We start from the raw sequence: 16,132 nt of genomic DNA, 5'->3' as shown, positions 1-16,132 counted from the left end.
GGGGAGGGGCGATATTGTTATGGGTTCTGTGGATTTTATGGATTGCCGTTTTTTATTCTAAGGTGGACGTCACACTCTGAGTTCTTGGTTACAATAATCTAGTTAATGCACCTTTCGTCCTATATATTGAGTGCCCCCACACCGTTAATCTTTTCATCTTATTAACCTCTTTATCTCATTCACTCAAATTGGTACTCGGACGAGGCAGCACATGGATATCACTGACATTATCGAGCCCGAGATTATCTGCTTGGAACTACAGGCAGACTCAAAACAGGCGGTATTTGAAGAGCTTGTCGAGCTGCTCGACCGTTCTGGTAAGCTTTCCAATAAAAGTGAATTCCTTGATGACATCTGGAAGCGTGAAGCCATCGGTAACACGGGCTTTGATGATGGTATCGCCATTCCACACGCGAAAAGTACTGCTGTAGCTAAACCTGCCGTTGCGGTTGGGATTAGCCGAACGGGTATTGATTATGGTGCTGATGGCGGTGAGCTGTCTGATGTGTTTTTCATGCTTGCTTCACCAGATAACAACGATGACCATCATATCGAGGTACTGGCTCAGATCTCGACCAAACTGATTGAAGATGACTTTGTTACAAAATTAAAGGCGGTTGAGTCTGTAGAGGAAGCTCAAGAGCTGTTTCTCGAAGCTAATTCTGAATCGTTCGATAGTTACGCCTCAAACTATAATGAAGTTTACGTCGAACCACTCAGCCCTTGGGCTCAATCTCTTAATCGTCTCAAAGAACACCTGCTGTACGGCACGTCACACATGATCCCATTCGTGGTCGCGGGCGGAGTCCTGTTGTCTCTGTCGGTGATGATGTCGGGTCACGGCGCTGTACCTGAGAGCGGTGTTCTGGCAGACATCGCGCAGATGGGCATCGCAGGTTTAACGCTGTTTACTGCGGTGCTGGGCGGTTACATCGCGTATTCGATGGCCGACAAACCGGGTTTAGCGCCAGGTATGATTGGTTCTTGGGTTGCGGTGAATCAATACAACACAGGCTTTCTTGGGGCGATAGTGGTCGGTTTCTTTGCGGGCTTTGTGGTGAATCTACTTAAGAAGATCAAACTGCCAGACAGCATGATCTCGCTGAGTTCTATCTTCATCTATCCATTAGTCGGCACTTTCGTCACTTGTGGCGCGGTGATGTGGGTGATTGGCTCTCCGATAGCTCAGGTTATGCTTGAGATGAACCAAATGCTCACGGGCATGGCGGGCTCGGGAAAAATGGTGCTCGGCAGTATTTTGGGTGCGATGACGGCCTTTGATATGGGCGGCCCGATCAACAAGGTTGCAACGCTGTTTGCTCAAACGCAGGTGAATACCCAGCCTTGGTTAATGGGCGGCGTTGGCATTGCGATTTGTACGCCACCACTCGGTATGGCATTGGCGACTTTCATATCACCGAAGAAATTCAAACGCGATGAACGCGAAGCCGGAAAAGCAGCGGGGATCATGGGAATGATCGGCATCAGTGAAGGTGCGATTCCCTTTGCAGCCGCCGACCCTGCACGTGTTCTGCCTGCAGTTGTGGCTGGTGGTATTGTCGGTAACGTGGTCGGCTTTATGTTCCATGTAGTCAATCATGCACCATGGGGCGGTTGGATTGTTTTACCTGTGGTGGATGGCAAAATTGGCTACATCATTGGCACACTCGCGGGAGCACTAACTACGGCTTTAATCGTGATACTGCTGAAAAAGAATGTGGTAGAAGGTGAGGCTCGCTCTAATCAGTTTGCGGGTGGTTCGGTGACAGAAGAAGGGCAAGCGGATGTACTCGCGATCACGTCTTGTCCATCTGGTGTTGCCCACACTTTCCTAGCGGCTAAGTCTTTGGAAAAGGCGGCGCATCATCTTGGGGTTCGGATTAAAGTCGAAACACAGGGTGCCAACGGGATAGGTAATCGCATCACACAAAAAGACATAGAAAGGGCGAGGTTGGTGATCTTCGCTCACGATGTGGCGATCAAAGAGGTCGAGCGCTTCGCGAACGTTAAAACCTTAGATGTCAGCACCAAAGAGGCGATGCTTAATGCGCAAGTGTTGATCATGAGAAAGGTGTAATCCTTAGACCGCAAAGTTTATCGGTTCCAAACTAAAAATACTCCGCTCTAGACCTGTTAAGGTGAAAGTGGAGTCTTTTTGTATGGCTTTCCAATAGATAAGTTTAGCTCTTAAAAAGGGTGGTACTTAAATACGTCTTCAACCATTGAGTTAAGCAAATCGATATCGTCACAGGTTTTCGCGTAGGTGCGCAGGCCTGCGATTTGAACCTGAACATGACGAGCAAGTTGAGTAGGTTCGCGCTCTTTGCTTATCTCACCTAGCTCTTGAGCTTCTGAAATCAGCTTAGCGAACTCACTTTCCATGATCTTCAGTGATTTCTTCGCTTCTTCTAATAACTCTGCGTGTTCATCAGTCAGTTCTGCGACCGTTTTTGCCAGCATACACATGCCATTTGGTGAGCTTTGTTTTGATTCGACCACAGCACGTTTTACGAAGTTTTCGAGCGCTTTGATCGGAGAATCAGTTTCGCTACGGAAACGGTTCAGATTGAGGATGCCAAGTTCGGTATAGCGAGCCAATGTCTCTTTAAACAGACCTTCTTTGCTACCAAACGTCGCGTAGATGCTACCCGGACGCATATCAATCACGTCTTGCAGGTTGCGCATAGATGTCGCGTGGAAGCCCTTTTCCCAATATAGGTTCGTTGCTTTATCTACTACATCTTGTCTATCGAACTTCGCGGTCTTGGCCATAACATCTACTTCATTAATCTGAACATATGTTCAATATTTTATGCTGAACGTTCGTTCTAGTAAAGGGGTGTTTGGTTGTGCTTGATAAGTGATCGCTTCACTTGAACCGCATAGAGTAACTAAGCCTTTGATATTTTTTAGCTATGTTCTTACTTTTCGAGAAACCGGTTAGGCTAAGTATTTGCTTGCCACGGAACGCACATACTCAGGTTCAAGCTTTCCACCACACAGTGTTTGGTGTGTCAGCAGGCCGATGAGGATGCTATATAGCTCAATCGCATTCTCGGCATCAATGTAATGGGCGAGCAGTTGTTGATACTTATTGTTGGCGATCTCGATGCTGGCATCTTCAGCCACAGCTTCTTGACCAATCACATCAATGTAATCAAAGACCAATTTCATTTCTTGGAAGTGACGTGATTCTATCGCCTGAAAGATATGGACGAAGTTTTCAATCTTCTGCTCAGTGGTTGCATCCACAGCTAGAGGCAAGTCGGCGAGGTTACCGCTATCGTGTCGAACAATCGCTTCGGTCGCAGCCTTGAACAGCTCATCTTTACTTTTGTAATAGTGATAAACCGCGCTTTTGCTCATGTTGAGGTGCGAGCACAGCTGTCTCATTCCCAGTTCTTTATAACCAAACTCCAAAAACACACCTGCGGCTTTCAGTGCGATCTCTTCGCGTCTTTGGTCATGATCGACGATCTTTGGCATGAGTCTTCCTCGGAATTCAATAATTGAAGGTTCAGTCAATTTAGGCAACTGAAGCAATAGCTTAATGCAGCTGATGAGTGTCATTTTAGTTTAAATTAGTCCAAGTAGTCAAAATAATTCTTTACAGCGGTTAAACTTCGATCTAATTTAAAAAGACCAAGTGTTCTAAATAAAAATTAAACGACGATTATTCGAGGTAACTATGAGAATTGATTGGAACCTACCCCCATTCAGAGCGGGCTTCTTAGGCGGGCTAGATAAATTTATCGGGCCGGGTGCGACATCGGCAGAGAAGAACCTGCAACTGTACATTCCGTTCATAGCGGGTGCGCTTATTGCGGCTTATGCCAACCATGCAGAGTTGGGCTGGTCTTGGGGACAATACCTAGCAGCGGTACTGTTAACTATCGACATGTTGGGTGGTGTGATCACCAATGCAACATCAAGTGCGAAGCGTTGGTTTCACAGAGAAGGGGAAGGTTTTAAGCAACACATGACCTTTATCGCCATTCACTTCATTCAGTTAACAGTATTCAGTTGGTTGTTCTTGGATTTGAACCTGATGTGGGTAGCGGTGACGGGTGGTTACATGATGTTGGCATGTGCCTTGGTACTGAAAACTGCACTCTACCTTCAGCGCCCTGTTGCCTTGATTTTGTATACACTGAGCTTAATCTTATCGCTTTATGTCGTCGAATCCCCTGTCGGCTTAGAGTGGTTCTTACCTGTGTTCTATTTGAAGTTATTAATCAGCCACATTCTGCGAGAAGAACCTTACCGTCCGGAAAACGAAGCCGTCTAATGAATGAGGCTGTTTAATGAATGAGGCTGTTTAATCAATGAGGCTGTCTATAAATGAATGTAACGAATGAGCCCAAGAGCCGAATTCTAGTGGCTGGCGCGACAGGATACTTAGGTCGTCATCTTATCGAAGCGTTGCAAGCGTGTGATGCTGATTTCAAAGCTCAGGCTCGCAGTGCTGAAAAATTGAAAGATCTCGGCTTGAGTGACTATCAAATCCAGATTGCTCAAGTGACCGATGCCGATAGCCTGAAAGGTTGTTGTGACGAAGTGGATATCGTCATCTCTTGTGTTGGTATCACACGTCAGAAAGAGGGATTGAGCTACATGGATGTGGACTATCAAGCCAATCTCAACCTGTTAGAAGAAGCTGAACGAGCAGGCGTTAGAAAGTTTGTTTATGTCTCGGCATTTAGGGCGAATGTGATTAAAAACGTTCGCTTGCTTGAAGCAAAAGAACGCTTTGCTCGTCGATTATTGGCATCTGAATATTTAGCACCTTGTGTGATTCGTCCGAATGGATTTTTTGCCGACATCGAAGAGTTCTACAACATGGCGAAGTCGGGAAGGGTGCACCTATTTGGTTCAGGAAATGTTCGTTTGAATGCAATTCATGGCATAGATTTAGCCGACTTTATCTTGGCTTCGCTGCCTCGTACCGAAAAAGAGTTGGATGTGGGCGGGCCTGATATCCTCAGTGCAACACAAATAACAGAGCTTGCTTTTCAATCTCAGGGTAAAACGGCGCGAATCACGTACATTCCCGACTGGGTGAGGAAACTGGCTTTATGCGTGATAAGACGACTACCGGAAAGTCGAGTAGGACCTGCGGAATTTTTCTTGAGCGCAATGGAAGGTGATGCCATTGCGCCATGCGTGGGAAAGCATCATTTAAGTGATCACTTTTCCCTGCTTAGTAGTGAACTAGATAAAGGCTAGTGATCGACAACTTCGACGGTTTTATGTTGCGCGCCGTAATAGGTGCCTTCATCAATGGTATACATCAACGTTTCTTCGCACTCTGGGCAGTCGAATTCTTCATTGGGTTCGATTGCTGCTTCTTCTACCCATTCCCATCCAATGTTTTCTTCGCAAGCGGGACAGTCCATAAAAACCTCTGATTATGCTTCTACGTTAATTGAATTCTTAACTTTTTGAGCCCGGCATTATACATAGTTGGGGCTGAATATATAGTAAGAACGGAGGGTATAATGAGCACCTATATACCCCTTTAGGGTTATTAAAATCTGTCAACTTTCAGTCACTTACGTCAATAAAATGTTGTTGCACGTTTTTTGCGTTTTCTAAAGTTGCATAGCTAACAGTTTTATAAATAAGTCAATGAATTCTGTAAGGTTAAATGCTAGCGTTATCGATTGCTGTCCTACATGGCACGGTAATTGATAAAACTAAATAATTATATGATCTCGGTAAAGGTACACCGTTTTAGAAGTGTGTCTAATTACCCGACAGATAAGATTTGTTCGCTGCTAGGAAATAAAAATGAAATTAACCGATATGTCTTTTAAGCAAAAAATCATTGCTTTGCTTATTTTGCCGATCTTAGGGTTTCTATGGCTCAGCGTTTCTGCGATATCCAAAGGCGTAGAAACGACGAGTGAAATGTCTTCATTGAATCAACTGACACGCTTGTCGGTTGTATACAGTGAATTGGTGCATGAGTTGCAAAAAGAGCGAGGCATGACGGCTGGCTTTATCGGCTCTCAAGGCACTCAATTTGTGGGCGAATTACGTTCACAACGAACCAGTGCAGATAACAGACGTGAGCAGAGAAACGAATATTGGCAGTCTGCCGATATCGATCTGCCACAGATCAATCGCTTGAACGCTGAAATAAGCCAAAGCCTTAATCAGATAACCACGATTCGTAATCGAGTGGATTCTCAATCTATCCCGTTGTCTGAAGCTTTGGGTTACTACACCAAACTCAATGCAAAGTTGCTTAGCGTGTCAGCCTTAATTGCTGAGCTGAGTTCTGATGCCACCATTACGACTGAAACCATCGCTTACTACAACTTCTTGCAAGGTAAAGAGCGAGCAGGTATCGAGCGCGCTGTCCTCAACAACACCTTTTCTAAAAATGAGTTTGGCCCAGGTATGCTGGTGAAATTCATCTCCTTGGTGACAGAGCAAAATACCTACTTCTCAAACTTCGAAGTGTTGAGCAACTCAGCCAACGTGCGTTTCTTTGAGCAACAGTTGAATGATCGCTCGGTCGCAGAAGTTGAGAAGCTTCGTGATCTAGCTGAATCTAAGATGAGCGGTTTTGATGTCGACCCAGTGTATTGGTTCGCTCAATCGACGGCTCGTATCGTTCAATTGAAAAAGACAGAAAACCACTTAGCGGAATCACTTATCACGCTGACTGAACAAAAAACAACACAAGCACAGTCTGCGATGATGGCCAGTATTGCTTTGTTTGTTGTGATTACTTTGTTCGCGACGTTTGTGAGCTTTAAAGCGATTACGGACTTAACGACCAGAGTAAAAGATCTAACGTTAATGCTCTCTAAAGTGCGTGATGATAACGACCTAACCGTTCGTGCTAAGTATGTTGGTAACAGCGAATTAGGGCAGATATCATCAGCATTGAATGCAACGTTAGAGAAGTTTTCAGGTGTGATTGATAGTATTTCTCAATCGAGCCTGACGCTGGCGTCAGCGGCTGAAGAGACATCACAAACGTGTCAGTACAACTCAGACACTTTAGTGCAGCAGCAAGATCAGATTGGTTTGATCGCAACGGCTACTGAAGAGCTGTCAGCAACGGTGAATGAAGTTGCGGCTAAAACTCAGCAGACAGCAAGCTCGGCTAAAATGGTCGATGAGCAATCGCAAGAAGGCTTGAGCACCGTTCAGAATTCTTACCATTCTATCGAAAAGCTGGCTTCAGAAATTAACGGTTTAGCCGACAAGATTACTCATCTACATGAGAGCAGCAATAACATTAACAGCGTGATTGATGTGATTAAGTCGGTTGCAGACCAAACTAACTTATTGGCATTGAATGCGGCGATTGAGGCGGCTCGTGCGGGTGAGCAGGGTCGTGGTTTTGCGGTGGTTGCTGATGAAGTTCGTACATTGGCGCAACGTACTCAAGAGTCTACATTAGAGATTGAAGGCTTCATCAGTTCACTTCAATCCGATGTGCAAACGGCGTTCAATGTTATCGATAACAGCAAGAAGATGTCATCGAAAGCGGTTGAAGACTCAAGAGAAGTGGAGCATACGCTACAAGACATTTCTGCAGCGGTGAGCGAGATCTTCAGCATGACTGAACAGATTGCAACGGCAACAGAAGAGCAAGCGGTTGTGACTCAAGATATCGCTCAGAACGTGATGGCAGTAGAGCAGAAATCGACAGAGTCGACCACGGGCGCTACTCAAATTGCAGCAACAGCCAAGGAGCAAGCTGAATTGGCCGCTTCTCTCAAACAGATCGCCAATACTTTTAAGAGTTAAGAGTTAAGAGTTAAGAGTTAAGAGTTCATCTATACAAAATGTCCCGCCTAGAGCGGGACATTTTTTTGGAAGAGATAAAGCTATCAAGACAACACGCTAAAGCTCAAACAACACATCGGTACGAACAATGTACTTGGTTCCAGACTGTATTGGCGCAGAACCGTGTATGCAATGGGCTGGGTGAGTGCCGTGAGGAAAGCACAGAATGCTGCCGCTTGGTGTTCTAACCGATTCTACATTGGCATTCTCCTGATGATGCCCTTGACGACGAGCAGGCTTGCTCGGGTCATTACGGTTAACCATAAATTGAGTTTCGCCGCCAACGAAGTCGTCACTTAATAGAATCAAGAAGGTGTACATGCTCCAACGGTCGCCAAATGAATCATCGACCAACTCCCCATCGATAACCTGACTACCAGGCCACGATCCATCGGTATGCATCTTAAAGAAGTCCCCTTCATCGTAACGATAAAAGCGAAAACGACCGTTAATACCCAAAGGTTTCACGCCAGCAAAGTGATCGTATTTATCAACGAAATGATCTTGGCAACGCTTCCAAATAATGTCGAGGGTTTCAGTATCCGCGATCAAGTTGAGATTCTGATTGTGACGAACTTCTCTTGGTAAAGAAACGGCTGCATCTTCCGTAAAGCCAAGTTGGTTGGCTTCTTCGAGTATGCGCTGAACTTCTTCAGGGAGCAGCACGTCAAGTAACTGAAAAGCACCCGGTACATTGTGTACTTCAGCGCGTGTCACCGCGTTTACGTGCTTATCAAGTGCAAATGGATTAGCCGATTTTGGTGCCCATACGGGTAGGTCACTGCGTTGAGTGCCTGATTCGCGTCTAACCACATAGAAATTTTCATTGTTACTCATCATGAACCCTTATTTTGAAACTACTTTTACTTGTGCAAACTGACGGTGTCCGTCAACAGAACCATGGAATCCCAAACCGCTCTGTTTCGCACCAACCCATGGGGCATCGCCACTGCCACCTTGTCCTTGATTTACTCCAACCATGCCAGCATCCAGTTCGTCAGCAACGTTGTGGGCGCCTTGGTTTCCAAATACCACGGCACCTAGGCCGTACTCACTGGCATTGGCTCGCTCAATCGCATCATCAATATCGGAATAGCGACTGATCGCGACAACCGGACCAAAGGTTTCTTCTGTTTCCAGTTTCATTTCTGCTGTCATTCCGGTGATAACCGTAGGGCGGATATAACGCTCGGGTTGCTCTGAACCACCTAAAAGAAAAGTCGCTCCTTTTTGTTGTGCGTCTTCTAGTTGGTCGACAATCTTGCCATGTTGTGTCGCATTGATAATTGGCCCGATATTGACGTTGGGCATATCCCAAGGGCCAATCTGATACATGTTGGCGATCTCGGTGACTCGTTGTTCAAATTTATCGGCGATACGTTCATCAACATAAATACGTTCGATAGAAGTACACATTTGTCCTGAGTTTTCAAAACTACCCGCAACGGCAAAGCGTGCTGCTTGTTCTAGGTTCGCGTCGCGCATGACGATCATTGGGTCTTTACCGCCTAACTCCATCACAAGGCGCTTTACCTTGCTTGCCGCACGCACCATGATGTCTTGGCCGGCAGCTTTTGAACCGGTGAATGCGATCATTTGAATGTCACCCTCAACCAAGGCTTTACCCGTTTCACGGTCGCCATGCAGAATGGTTAATACATCTTCAGGCAGGTGTTTTTGCAACTCACCAAAGAAAGCTTCGGCGATAAGAGGCGTTTCTTCAGAAGGTTTTAGAATCACTGTATTACCAGCAACCAGCGCAGGCACGATGAGATTGTTGGCCATCATGACTGGATAATTCCAAGGTGAGATAACACCCACAACACCAAGTGGTCGATATTGAAGTTCAGTAGATCCAGATAACTTTCGCGTATTGAGTGCGCGTTGTGCCTCTTCTGCATAATGCTGACCCATATAAATCGCACCAGTTGCTTCGCCAGTGGCGCGACGAATATCTTTACCCATTTCACGAGCAAGCAACTCAGAGAAAGAATCGGCGTACTGATCAAGTTGTTGATAGGCTTTGATGATGGTTTGCGCGCGCTCCTTCATAGAGAGTTTACGCCATGCCTTTTGCGCCGCTTTTGACTTACGAATCGTTTGAGTCACTTCCTCTACAGAGGCATTGTTCACCTCACCAAGAAGCTCGCCATTGCTCGGGTCAACAGATTGTATAGACTTGCTCATGTGTACCAACTCCGTTTAATTTTTTCGTATTTTTGTTTGTGCTTAACTGTATATTTTCTTAACTATATATTTGCCTAACTACATATTTGAATAGCTAGATATCGAGAATTCTCGATGTCTAAGCTTCTAAAAATGGACAACAGCTAAAGATTAAAAGATCAAAATTTAAGTTAGGGCGGTGTCGTCCACCCAATCGGTTTTGTTCCCGCTCGTTAGAGGGAATGAGATAATTCTTTTAAAAACTTCTCGATGTATTCGTCATTGCGCTTGTAGTAAGTCCACGAGCCAATGCGTTTTGAAGTAACCAACTTTGCACGTTGCAGGTTAGATAGATAAGAAGACACCGTCGACTGAGACAAACCGCTTTTCTCTTGAATAATGCTGACACATACCCCTTCAACATCGGTATCAACGAGCTGTTTCTCAAGGTTAAAGTGCTCATGGGGCGACTTTAGCCAATGAAGAATGTCTCTGCGAACAGGGTTGTTGATCGATTTTAAAACTTCATTCATATCTGACATGGCATTGGATTACTGTATTTGATTTATGTGCAATATACCCGTTGAAACAAGATATCGCAATATTTCGATATCTTGTTTTTATTATTTTGGCATAAGAGTGTCGTCCGAGCTTATTGTTGGTGTCTAGATTTGCGTATTAGCTAAGTTCTAAGCGCTCGAACGGATTCTCAAGCACCCAGAACTGAGTTCGAAGAAACATCAAGTGGGACTAAAGTGCCTCTCCGTTAACCGACAACTTCACATCAATGTTGCCACGAACAGCATTTGAATATGGGCAGACTTGGTGAGCGGTTTTCACAAGTGTAACTGCCTGTTCTTGCTCTAAATCGAGCTCAATAGATAGCGCTACCGTTAAAGCAAAGCCACCGTTTTCGTTTGGCCCAATGCCAACCGTTGCGGTTGTTGGCGCGGATGCGATCTTAATCTTCATCTCTTTAGCGACATGAAGTAGCGCATTTGAGAAGCACGCAGAATAGCCTGCAGCAAAGAGCTGTTCTGGGTTGGTCGCTTCACCTGAACCGCCCATCTCTTTAGGGTAGCTCAATGCTAGTGAGAGAAGATTGTCATCAGTTGATACTTGGCCATTACGACCTGCCGTTGCTGTTGCAGAAGTTGTGTAGAGTGTTGTCATTATTTTAGTCCTTTTTTTGAATTGTGTAAAATTAAATTGCGCGCAATTTAATTTTAAAGCTAGCTTAATTGATAAAATTTGAGCGCGCAAGTATATTGTGCACAATTTAATTTATTAGTGAGGTGATCATGAGCGACCAAGATGACTATCTAAAGCTGGATAATCAGGTGTGTTTTGCGTTGTATAGTGCGTCGAATGCAATGAGTAGAGCGTATCAACCTTTACTGAAAGCGCTTGATCTTACTTACTTGCAGTACATTGTGATGATGGTGCTGTGGGAGCAACAAGAGATCAATGTTAAAGCGCTAGGCGCAAAAACGCATTTGGATTCAGGGACGTTGACGCCATTACTCAAGCGTTTGGAAGCGAAAGGTTATGTGCTTAGAACTCGCAGTGCTGAAGATGAACGAGTTAGGGTTATTACACTGACATCTGCGGGAGTAGAGCTAAAAGAGCTAGCGCAGACCGTGCCAGTTGAAATGCTGTGTCTTTCTCAGATGAATGAAGATGAGCTTAAATCGCTAAAAGCACAGTGTGAGCAATTGCTTGGTAATTTGACTAAGTAAGTACTTTTAGTTATCGGCCATAACAATCAGAAATTGAAAAAGCCCGTTAGTCCTACTGTTAATTAGTTGCGATTGCTAATTTGAGTAAGGTTAACGGGCTTTTTGTATCTGCTGTCATTATTGATGCTAGATGCTAGATGCTAGAAGCTAGAAGCTAGAAGCTAGAAGCTAGAAGCTAGTCTTCGCTCACGAACACATACATATCACCACGACAGCGGTTGATGCTGTATTCAATCGGTACGCCTTTTTTATCGTAAGCGGTTTGCTCGATAAGCAGCACTGGCACCGTTTCATCGATGTTGAGTTTCTCTAGAAACTCTTCCGTTGGCATCTTAGCGGACACTCGGCTTTGAGTTTTTGTCGGTGAGATATCTTGGCTGCGGAAGTAGTCGTAAAGCGACAACTGAATCTCGTCTGGGTCGTGGATAAGATGCGCAGGAACGTAAGACTCTTCAATAGATACCGCTTGCTCGTCGATGTAACGAACACGCTTCAATAGAAAGACTTGATCGTTCTCGTCGATTTTAAGCATCTTGGCTATTTCAGAAGAACACGCAATCACGTCTTTCTTAATCCATAACGTGTCGGGCTTTTTGCCTTTCAGAACCACTTGTTGAGAGAAGCCGGTCGCTTCTTTACTGGAGTACTCAACGGTTTCACTGATCATGGTACCCAAACCACGAGAGCGAACAATCACGCCTTCTTTATCTAATATATCCAACGCTTTACGAACGGTGATACGAGACACTCCAAGCTTGTCACTGAACTCACGCTCGGTAGGAATGAAGTCTCCACCTTTGAGCATCTGTTGCTCAGTCGCCAGCTTCACTGAATCGGCAATCTTCAGATATAAGGGTGATTTATCTTTCTGTTCGATTCGTTCTTGAATCAGGGTAAGCAGTGGTTGATAAGCGCTCATAAAGGTCTGTTTTAGCTTTTATATTTAATCGAAGTATACCCGAAGTTCTCAGCCCACACTTAATAGAAATGTGAAATCTGAGGGCGAAACAAAGATTCCACCGCTCCGAGGTTTTATCCAATTAGTTTGAACGTTTCAACTGATAACGTGAGGCTGACGCTTTGTCGCTACAAGGCTCTGTTGAAATGGGTTTTACTTTGAAAGTTAGAACTGTGGCGATACTCACCAACACCGCACAGATCAAATAGGCTATCGAGTAACTGCCATACCAATCGACGGAGATTGCTGCAAGGATAGGGCCGATAAAGCCACCAATACCCCAAGCGGTATAAAGAACACCATAGTTGGCGCCAAAGTTTTTCAGGCCGTACAAGTCCGCCATGATTGAAGGAAACACTGCCAATAAGGTGCCATATCCAATGCCTGCCAACGCTGCGCCAACCATTAGAGTCGGGCTAGACACAAACTGGCTGAACAGCAGCATATTGATGGTCTGTAGTCCAAGCGCAATCGCTAATGTTTTCAACGCACCAATCTTGTCGCTCAATAGCCCAGACACTAATCGACCTGCTGAGTTGAATATCGATAAGGTCACAATCAAATAAGCGCCTTCTAAGATATTGGCTTGCTCAGCAGCAATCGAGGTGATGTTGGCGATGATCATCAAACCTGCGGCAGTGCCAAAGGCGTAAGTGAACCACAACAGGTAGAACTGCTTGGTGGCGAGCATCTCTTTCCACATGTAATTACGTGCGGGAGGTACTGCAGGCTTTGATAAGTCAGATTCTTCTGAGTTGGCTTTCGGCTCATACCCAGTTGGCGGGTTTTTGATCGAACAAGCCAGTGGGAACGCAATGACGATGAGTCCAGTTCCAAGTATGCGGAGGCTTTGTTCCAATCCAACGACGGATATTAGGTAGCTAGTAAGCGGAGCCAAGTAGATAGCCGCAAGGCCAAACGCCGTGGCGAGTAACCCATTGACCATGCCTTTCTGAGAAGAATGAAACCACTTCATTGCCGTTGGGTTCAAGCATGCGTAAGCGAAGCCAATTCCCGCACCAGTGACCAAACCAAAACTCACATTCAGGTTCCATGGTGTCAAAGATAGGCTCGCTAAGATCATTCCTGTGCCCGCCATCAAAGAGCCCACCATCAATACCTTTTGTGGACCAATCTTATCTTGAATACGACCAGCAATGAGCAGTGCCAATGAAAGAGTGATGATGGTGATCGTGTAGGGCATCGAGGCTTGAGTGTTGTTCCAACCAAGTTCTAAAAGCGAGTTTTTGAATACACTCCAAGTATAAAGAACACCGATGCACAGGTTGATTCCACAGCTCGCGAGCAGAATTCTGGTTGCTTTGTTATTTGCAATTGAAAAGCGGTTCAAAGCAGAAAAATTAATCATGGGAGAAGGGCCAAAAAGGTAGGTGAAAAAAGACAGGCGTAACAAAAAGGCCCAGTAAGACTGAGCCTAGTGTGTACATGAATTAGCAAGGATTAGTATTGGTTAAGGTAGCGAGTAATCTCGTCCACGCTTGGGGCACAGTCGCCACCTACATGGCTCACCACGTAAGATGCCACGGCGTTGCCTAACAAGATTGCGTCGGGCAATTCCCAGCCAGAAGCCAAGCCAGCTAATACGCCTCCGGCATGGGTGTCACCTGCGCCAATAGTATCTACCACTGTAGCTTTAAATGGCGCAACGTTTCCGTAGCCATCATGAGTGGCGAACAAAGCGCCATCACTGTCGATACGTAAAATCAGCGGGCAGCGATAAGTGTGATGCCATTGCTCAACGAAGGTGTTGATGTCTTGCATACCCAGAACTTCAGCTTCTTGGCGATTCAAAGATACCGTTGGTTTCAGTTTGATTAGGCGATCAAACAGTGGTTTTGGAATATCACCAATGCGAGGGCCAAAATCGATGAATAACTCAATGCTGTTGGGCAACGTTTCTAGCCAACTAACGATCTCTTCACCACAACCCGAAGACAACTGATAACCAGAAAGGTAGATAATCGCATCGTCTTGCAGATCTAACTGATCAAGCGCTTGTTGGTTCCAGTTGTTCTCGACACCGCTAACAGATAAGAAGGTTCGTTCACCGTCTGGCTCAACGAGCGCTAAGCACCAGCCATTGTCGCCACTTGGATCTTGTAGGTGACTTGTTAGGCCTTTTTCAGCCATTGCTGTGGTGATGATGTCAGCCCATTTACCTTGACCAATTGGTAAGGCATTAATTGATTCAACGCCCAGCTTTTTCAGAGCAATCGCGATATTTAGGGCGCAACCTCCGACATGAATGCCTTTCTCGGTCAGCTCTACATCGGTGCCACGCTTCGGGAGGGCAGGTGTTTCTGTCACGATATCGACCACAGCCGCACCAATCAGGCACAACTGTCGTTGATTCTTGAGGGTTGGAATCAGTGTAATCAAAGAACTATGAGGCATACCCTTGCTCCTTAATTTCTCTTAAACGCAGGAAGGTTGCGGCATAACCTGCAAAGTCGAGTTGGTTTTCGTCATCAAGCTGTTTTTTTAGATCGACATCGATAGCTTGGATACCATTCAATGCGCCACAAATTGCGGTCGCCATCGCACCAATCGTGTCGGTATCACCACCTAAGTTAGCACACAGGATCGCACAGCGGTTTGGATCGGTTTGCGCCAGTTCAACCATCGCAATGGCTGCTGGTACCGATTCAATAGTGCTCACGCCAGCACCGACTAAGTTGTAGACTTTTTCCATGCGCTCTTCAATGCCGCTGTTTTCTGAAGCAACCATCAAAGCAAGTTCAATGCGAGCGCCCATTGAAGCACTGAATGTGGTGATGTTCTTGGTTTGTGCTGCGTTGGCAATCGCAGGTAATTGGTCTTTAATTTCGCTCCAGCTATGTCCTTCAATTGCTTTTGATACCGACCAAGCAATCGCAACCGCACCCGCGATAGCAACATCTGATTTGTGTGTTGGGCTTGAAGCCAGTGCAACTTGCTCGATAAAGGTATCTAGGCTGGCGGTTGGCACAAGGCAGCCCATTGGCGATACACGCATCGCAGCACCGTTAGTCACACCGTTGTTTTCAAGCTCATCAATGGAAGTGCCTTCTTTAATCGCACGCATCGCAGCTTTTGAGCTAGGACCGAAAATGTTTTTGTTGAATGCGTCAAAGCCTTCAGCCCAGCTTAATACGTTGCGAGCAATGATCTCTGGTGAGATCTCACCGTCGCATTCGATGATAGCGTCAGCAAGAGCCAGCGCCATTGAGGTGTCATCCGTGAACTGGCAAGCATCGAAATAACAAGCGGCGTTGTTTTCAGCAGGCCCTGGCAGGAAAGAGTCAATCCAACCAAAGTGCGCTTTTACTCGGCTTCTAGGCCAAAGCTCTGATGGCATTCCCATTGAATCACCCAGTGCTTGACCATAAAAAGTGCCTAAAATTCTGTCTTGTTTTGAAATGTTCATCTTACTTCACCAAAAATAGGTTATTTAAAAACT

At 45.6% G+C, this 16,132-nt stretch carries 16 protein-coding genes; 5 read left to right on the top strand and 11 right to left on the bottom strand.

The genetic code is table 11. The features are described from left to right. Window positions 1-211 precede the first annotated feature (211 nt). Window positions 212-2,077 (top strand): fructose-specific PTS transporter subunit EIIC, encoded by a 1,866-nt coding sequence (locus BCT49_RS16500; RefSeq protein ID WP_102436689.1) that lies wholly within the window; start codon window positions 212-214, stop codon window positions 2,075-2,077. Window positions 2,078-2,187: 110 nt separating this feature from the next. On the opposite strand, the gene BCT49_RS16495 is transcribed toward BCT49_RS16500, so the two are convergent. Together BCT49_RS16495 and BCT49_RS16490 are read right to left on the bottom strand one after the other, a co-directional pair. Continuing rightward, window positions 2,188-2,772, bottom strand: coding sequence for a TetR/AcrR family transcriptional regulator (locus BCT49_RS16495; protein ID WP_102436687.1), 585 nt, complete (start codon window positions 2,770-2,772; stop codon window positions 2,188-2,190). Between the two features lie 168 nt (window positions 2,773-2,940). Continuing rightward, a complete protein-coding gene (locus BCT49_RS16490) occupies window positions 2,941-3,486 on the bottom strand; it encodes a TetR/AcrR family transcriptional regulator (RefSeq protein ID WP_102436873.1) in 546 nt (181 codons plus the stop codon). A 202-nt stretch (window positions 3,487-3,688) separates the two neighbouring features. Between BCT49_RS16490 and BCT49_RS16485 the strand changes: the two genes are divergently transcribed. Together BCT49_RS16485 and BCT49_RS16480 are read left to right on the top strand one after the other, a co-directional pair. Beyond that, window positions 3,689-4,288 carry a hypothetical protein gene (locus tag BCT49_RS16485; protein ID WP_102436685.1) on the top strand — a complete coding sequence of 200 codons (600 nt, stop codon included), beginning with the start codon at window positions 3,689-3,691 and terminating at the stop codon, window positions 4,286-4,288. A 53-nt stretch (window positions 4,289-4,341) separates the two neighbouring features. Further along, window positions 4,342-5,226, top strand: coding sequence for an SDR family oxidoreductase (locus tag BCT49_RS16480; protein ID WP_102436683.1), 885 nt, complete (start codon window positions 4,342-4,344; stop codon window positions 5,224-5,226). On the opposite strand, the gene BCT49_RS25930 is transcribed toward BCT49_RS16480, so the two are convergent. After that, window positions 5,223-5,396, bottom strand: a complete 174-nt coding sequence (locus BCT49_RS25930; protein ID WP_198595874.1) for a hypothetical protein — start codon at window positions 5,394-5,396, stop codon at window positions 5,223-5,225. The two genes, BCT49_RS16480 and BCT49_RS25930, sit on opposite strands and share 4 nt — an antisense overlap. A 394-nt stretch (window positions 5,397-5,790) precedes the next feature. Between BCT49_RS25930 and BCT49_RS16475 the strand changes: the two genes are divergently transcribed. Continuing rightward, window positions 5,791-7,770 carry a methyl-accepting chemotaxis protein gene (locus BCT49_RS16475; protein WP_102436681.1) on the top strand — a complete coding sequence of 660 codons (1,980 nt, stop codon included), beginning with the start codon at window positions 5,791-5,793 and terminating at the stop codon, window positions 7,768-7,770. Window positions 7,771-7,866: 96 nt separating this feature from the next. On the opposite strand, the gene BCT49_RS16470 is transcribed toward BCT49_RS16475, so the two are convergent. From BCT49_RS16470 to BCT49_RS16455, 4 genes are all read right to left on the bottom strand, one after another. Beyond that, window positions 7,867-8,646, bottom strand: a complete 780-nt coding sequence (locus tag BCT49_RS16470; RefSeq protein ID WP_102436679.1) for a 2OG-Fe(II) oxygenase — start codon at window positions 8,644-8,646, stop codon at window positions 7,867-7,869. Window positions 8,647-8,655: 9 nt separating this feature from the next. Beyond that, window positions 8,656-9,996, bottom strand: coding sequence for an aldehyde dehydrogenase family protein (locus tag BCT49_RS16465; RefSeq protein WP_102436677.1), 1,341 nt, complete (start codon window positions 9,994-9,996; stop codon window positions 8,656-8,658). 212 nt (window positions 9,997-10,208) lie between these two features. After that, window positions 10,209-10,517 carry an ArsR/SmtB family transcription factor gene (locus tag BCT49_RS16460; protein WP_102436675.1) on the bottom strand — a complete coding sequence of 103 codons (309 nt, stop codon included), beginning with the start codon at window positions 10,515-10,517 and terminating at the stop codon, window positions 10,209-10,211. 208 nt (window positions 10,518-10,725) lie between these two features. After that, window positions 10,726-11,148, bottom strand: a complete 423-nt coding sequence (locus BCT49_RS16455) for an organic hydroperoxide resistance protein (protein ID WP_102436673.1) — start codon at window positions 11,146-11,148, stop codon at window positions 10,726-10,728. A 128-nt stretch (window positions 11,149-11,276) separates the two neighbouring features. Between BCT49_RS16455 and BCT49_RS16450 the strand changes: the two genes are divergently transcribed. Continuing rightward, the gene (locus tag BCT49_RS16450) at window positions 11,277-11,714 is read left to right on the top strand and encodes a MarR family winged helix-turn-helix transcriptional regulator (protein WP_198595873.1); all 438 of its coding nucleotides are present in this window, start codon (window positions 11,277-11,279) and stop codon (window positions 11,712-11,714) included. Window positions 11,715-11,889: 175 nt separating this feature from the next. On the opposite strand, the gene BCT49_RS16445 is transcribed toward BCT49_RS16450, so the two are convergent. From BCT49_RS16445 to BCT49_RS16430, 4 genes are all read right to left on the bottom strand, one after another. Beyond that, the gene (locus BCT49_RS16445; protein ID WP_102436669.1) at window positions 11,890-12,633 is read right to left on the bottom strand and encodes a GntR family transcriptional regulator; all 744 of its coding nucleotides are present in this window, start codon (window positions 12,631-12,633) and stop codon (window positions 11,890-11,892) included. A 121-nt stretch (window positions 12,634-12,754) separates the two neighbouring features. Continuing rightward, window positions 12,755-14,041, bottom strand: coding sequence for an L-lactate MFS transporter (locus BCT49_RS16440; RefSeq protein ID WP_102436667.1), 1,287 nt, complete (start codon window positions 14,039-14,041; stop codon window positions 12,755-12,757). A 92-nt stretch (window positions 14,042-14,133) separates the two neighbouring features. Further along, entirely contained in the window at window positions 14,134-15,087 is a 954-nt protein-coding gene (locus BCT49_RS16435; RefSeq protein WP_102436665.1) for a PfkB family carbohydrate kinase, read from the bottom strand. Continuing rightward, on the bottom strand, window positions 15,077-16,099 hold the full coding sequence (locus tag BCT49_RS16430) for an ADP-ribosylglycohydrolase family protein (RefSeq protein ID WP_102436663.1): 1,023 nt from the start codon (window positions 16,097-16,099) through the stop codon (window positions 15,077-15,079). The genes BCT49_RS16435 and BCT49_RS16430 overlap by 11 nt, the downstream gene beginning before the upstream one ends. Window positions 16,100-16,132 lie beyond the last annotated feature (33 nt).

The organism is Vibrio lentus (assembly GCF_002875945.1).
Classification (GTDB): Bacteria; Pseudomonadota; Gammaproteobacteria; order Enterobacterales; family Vibrionaceae; genus Vibrio; species Vibrio apostichopi.
Note: the sequence above shows the minus strand (reverse complement) of the source record. Positions and strands in the feature narration are given on the sequence as shown.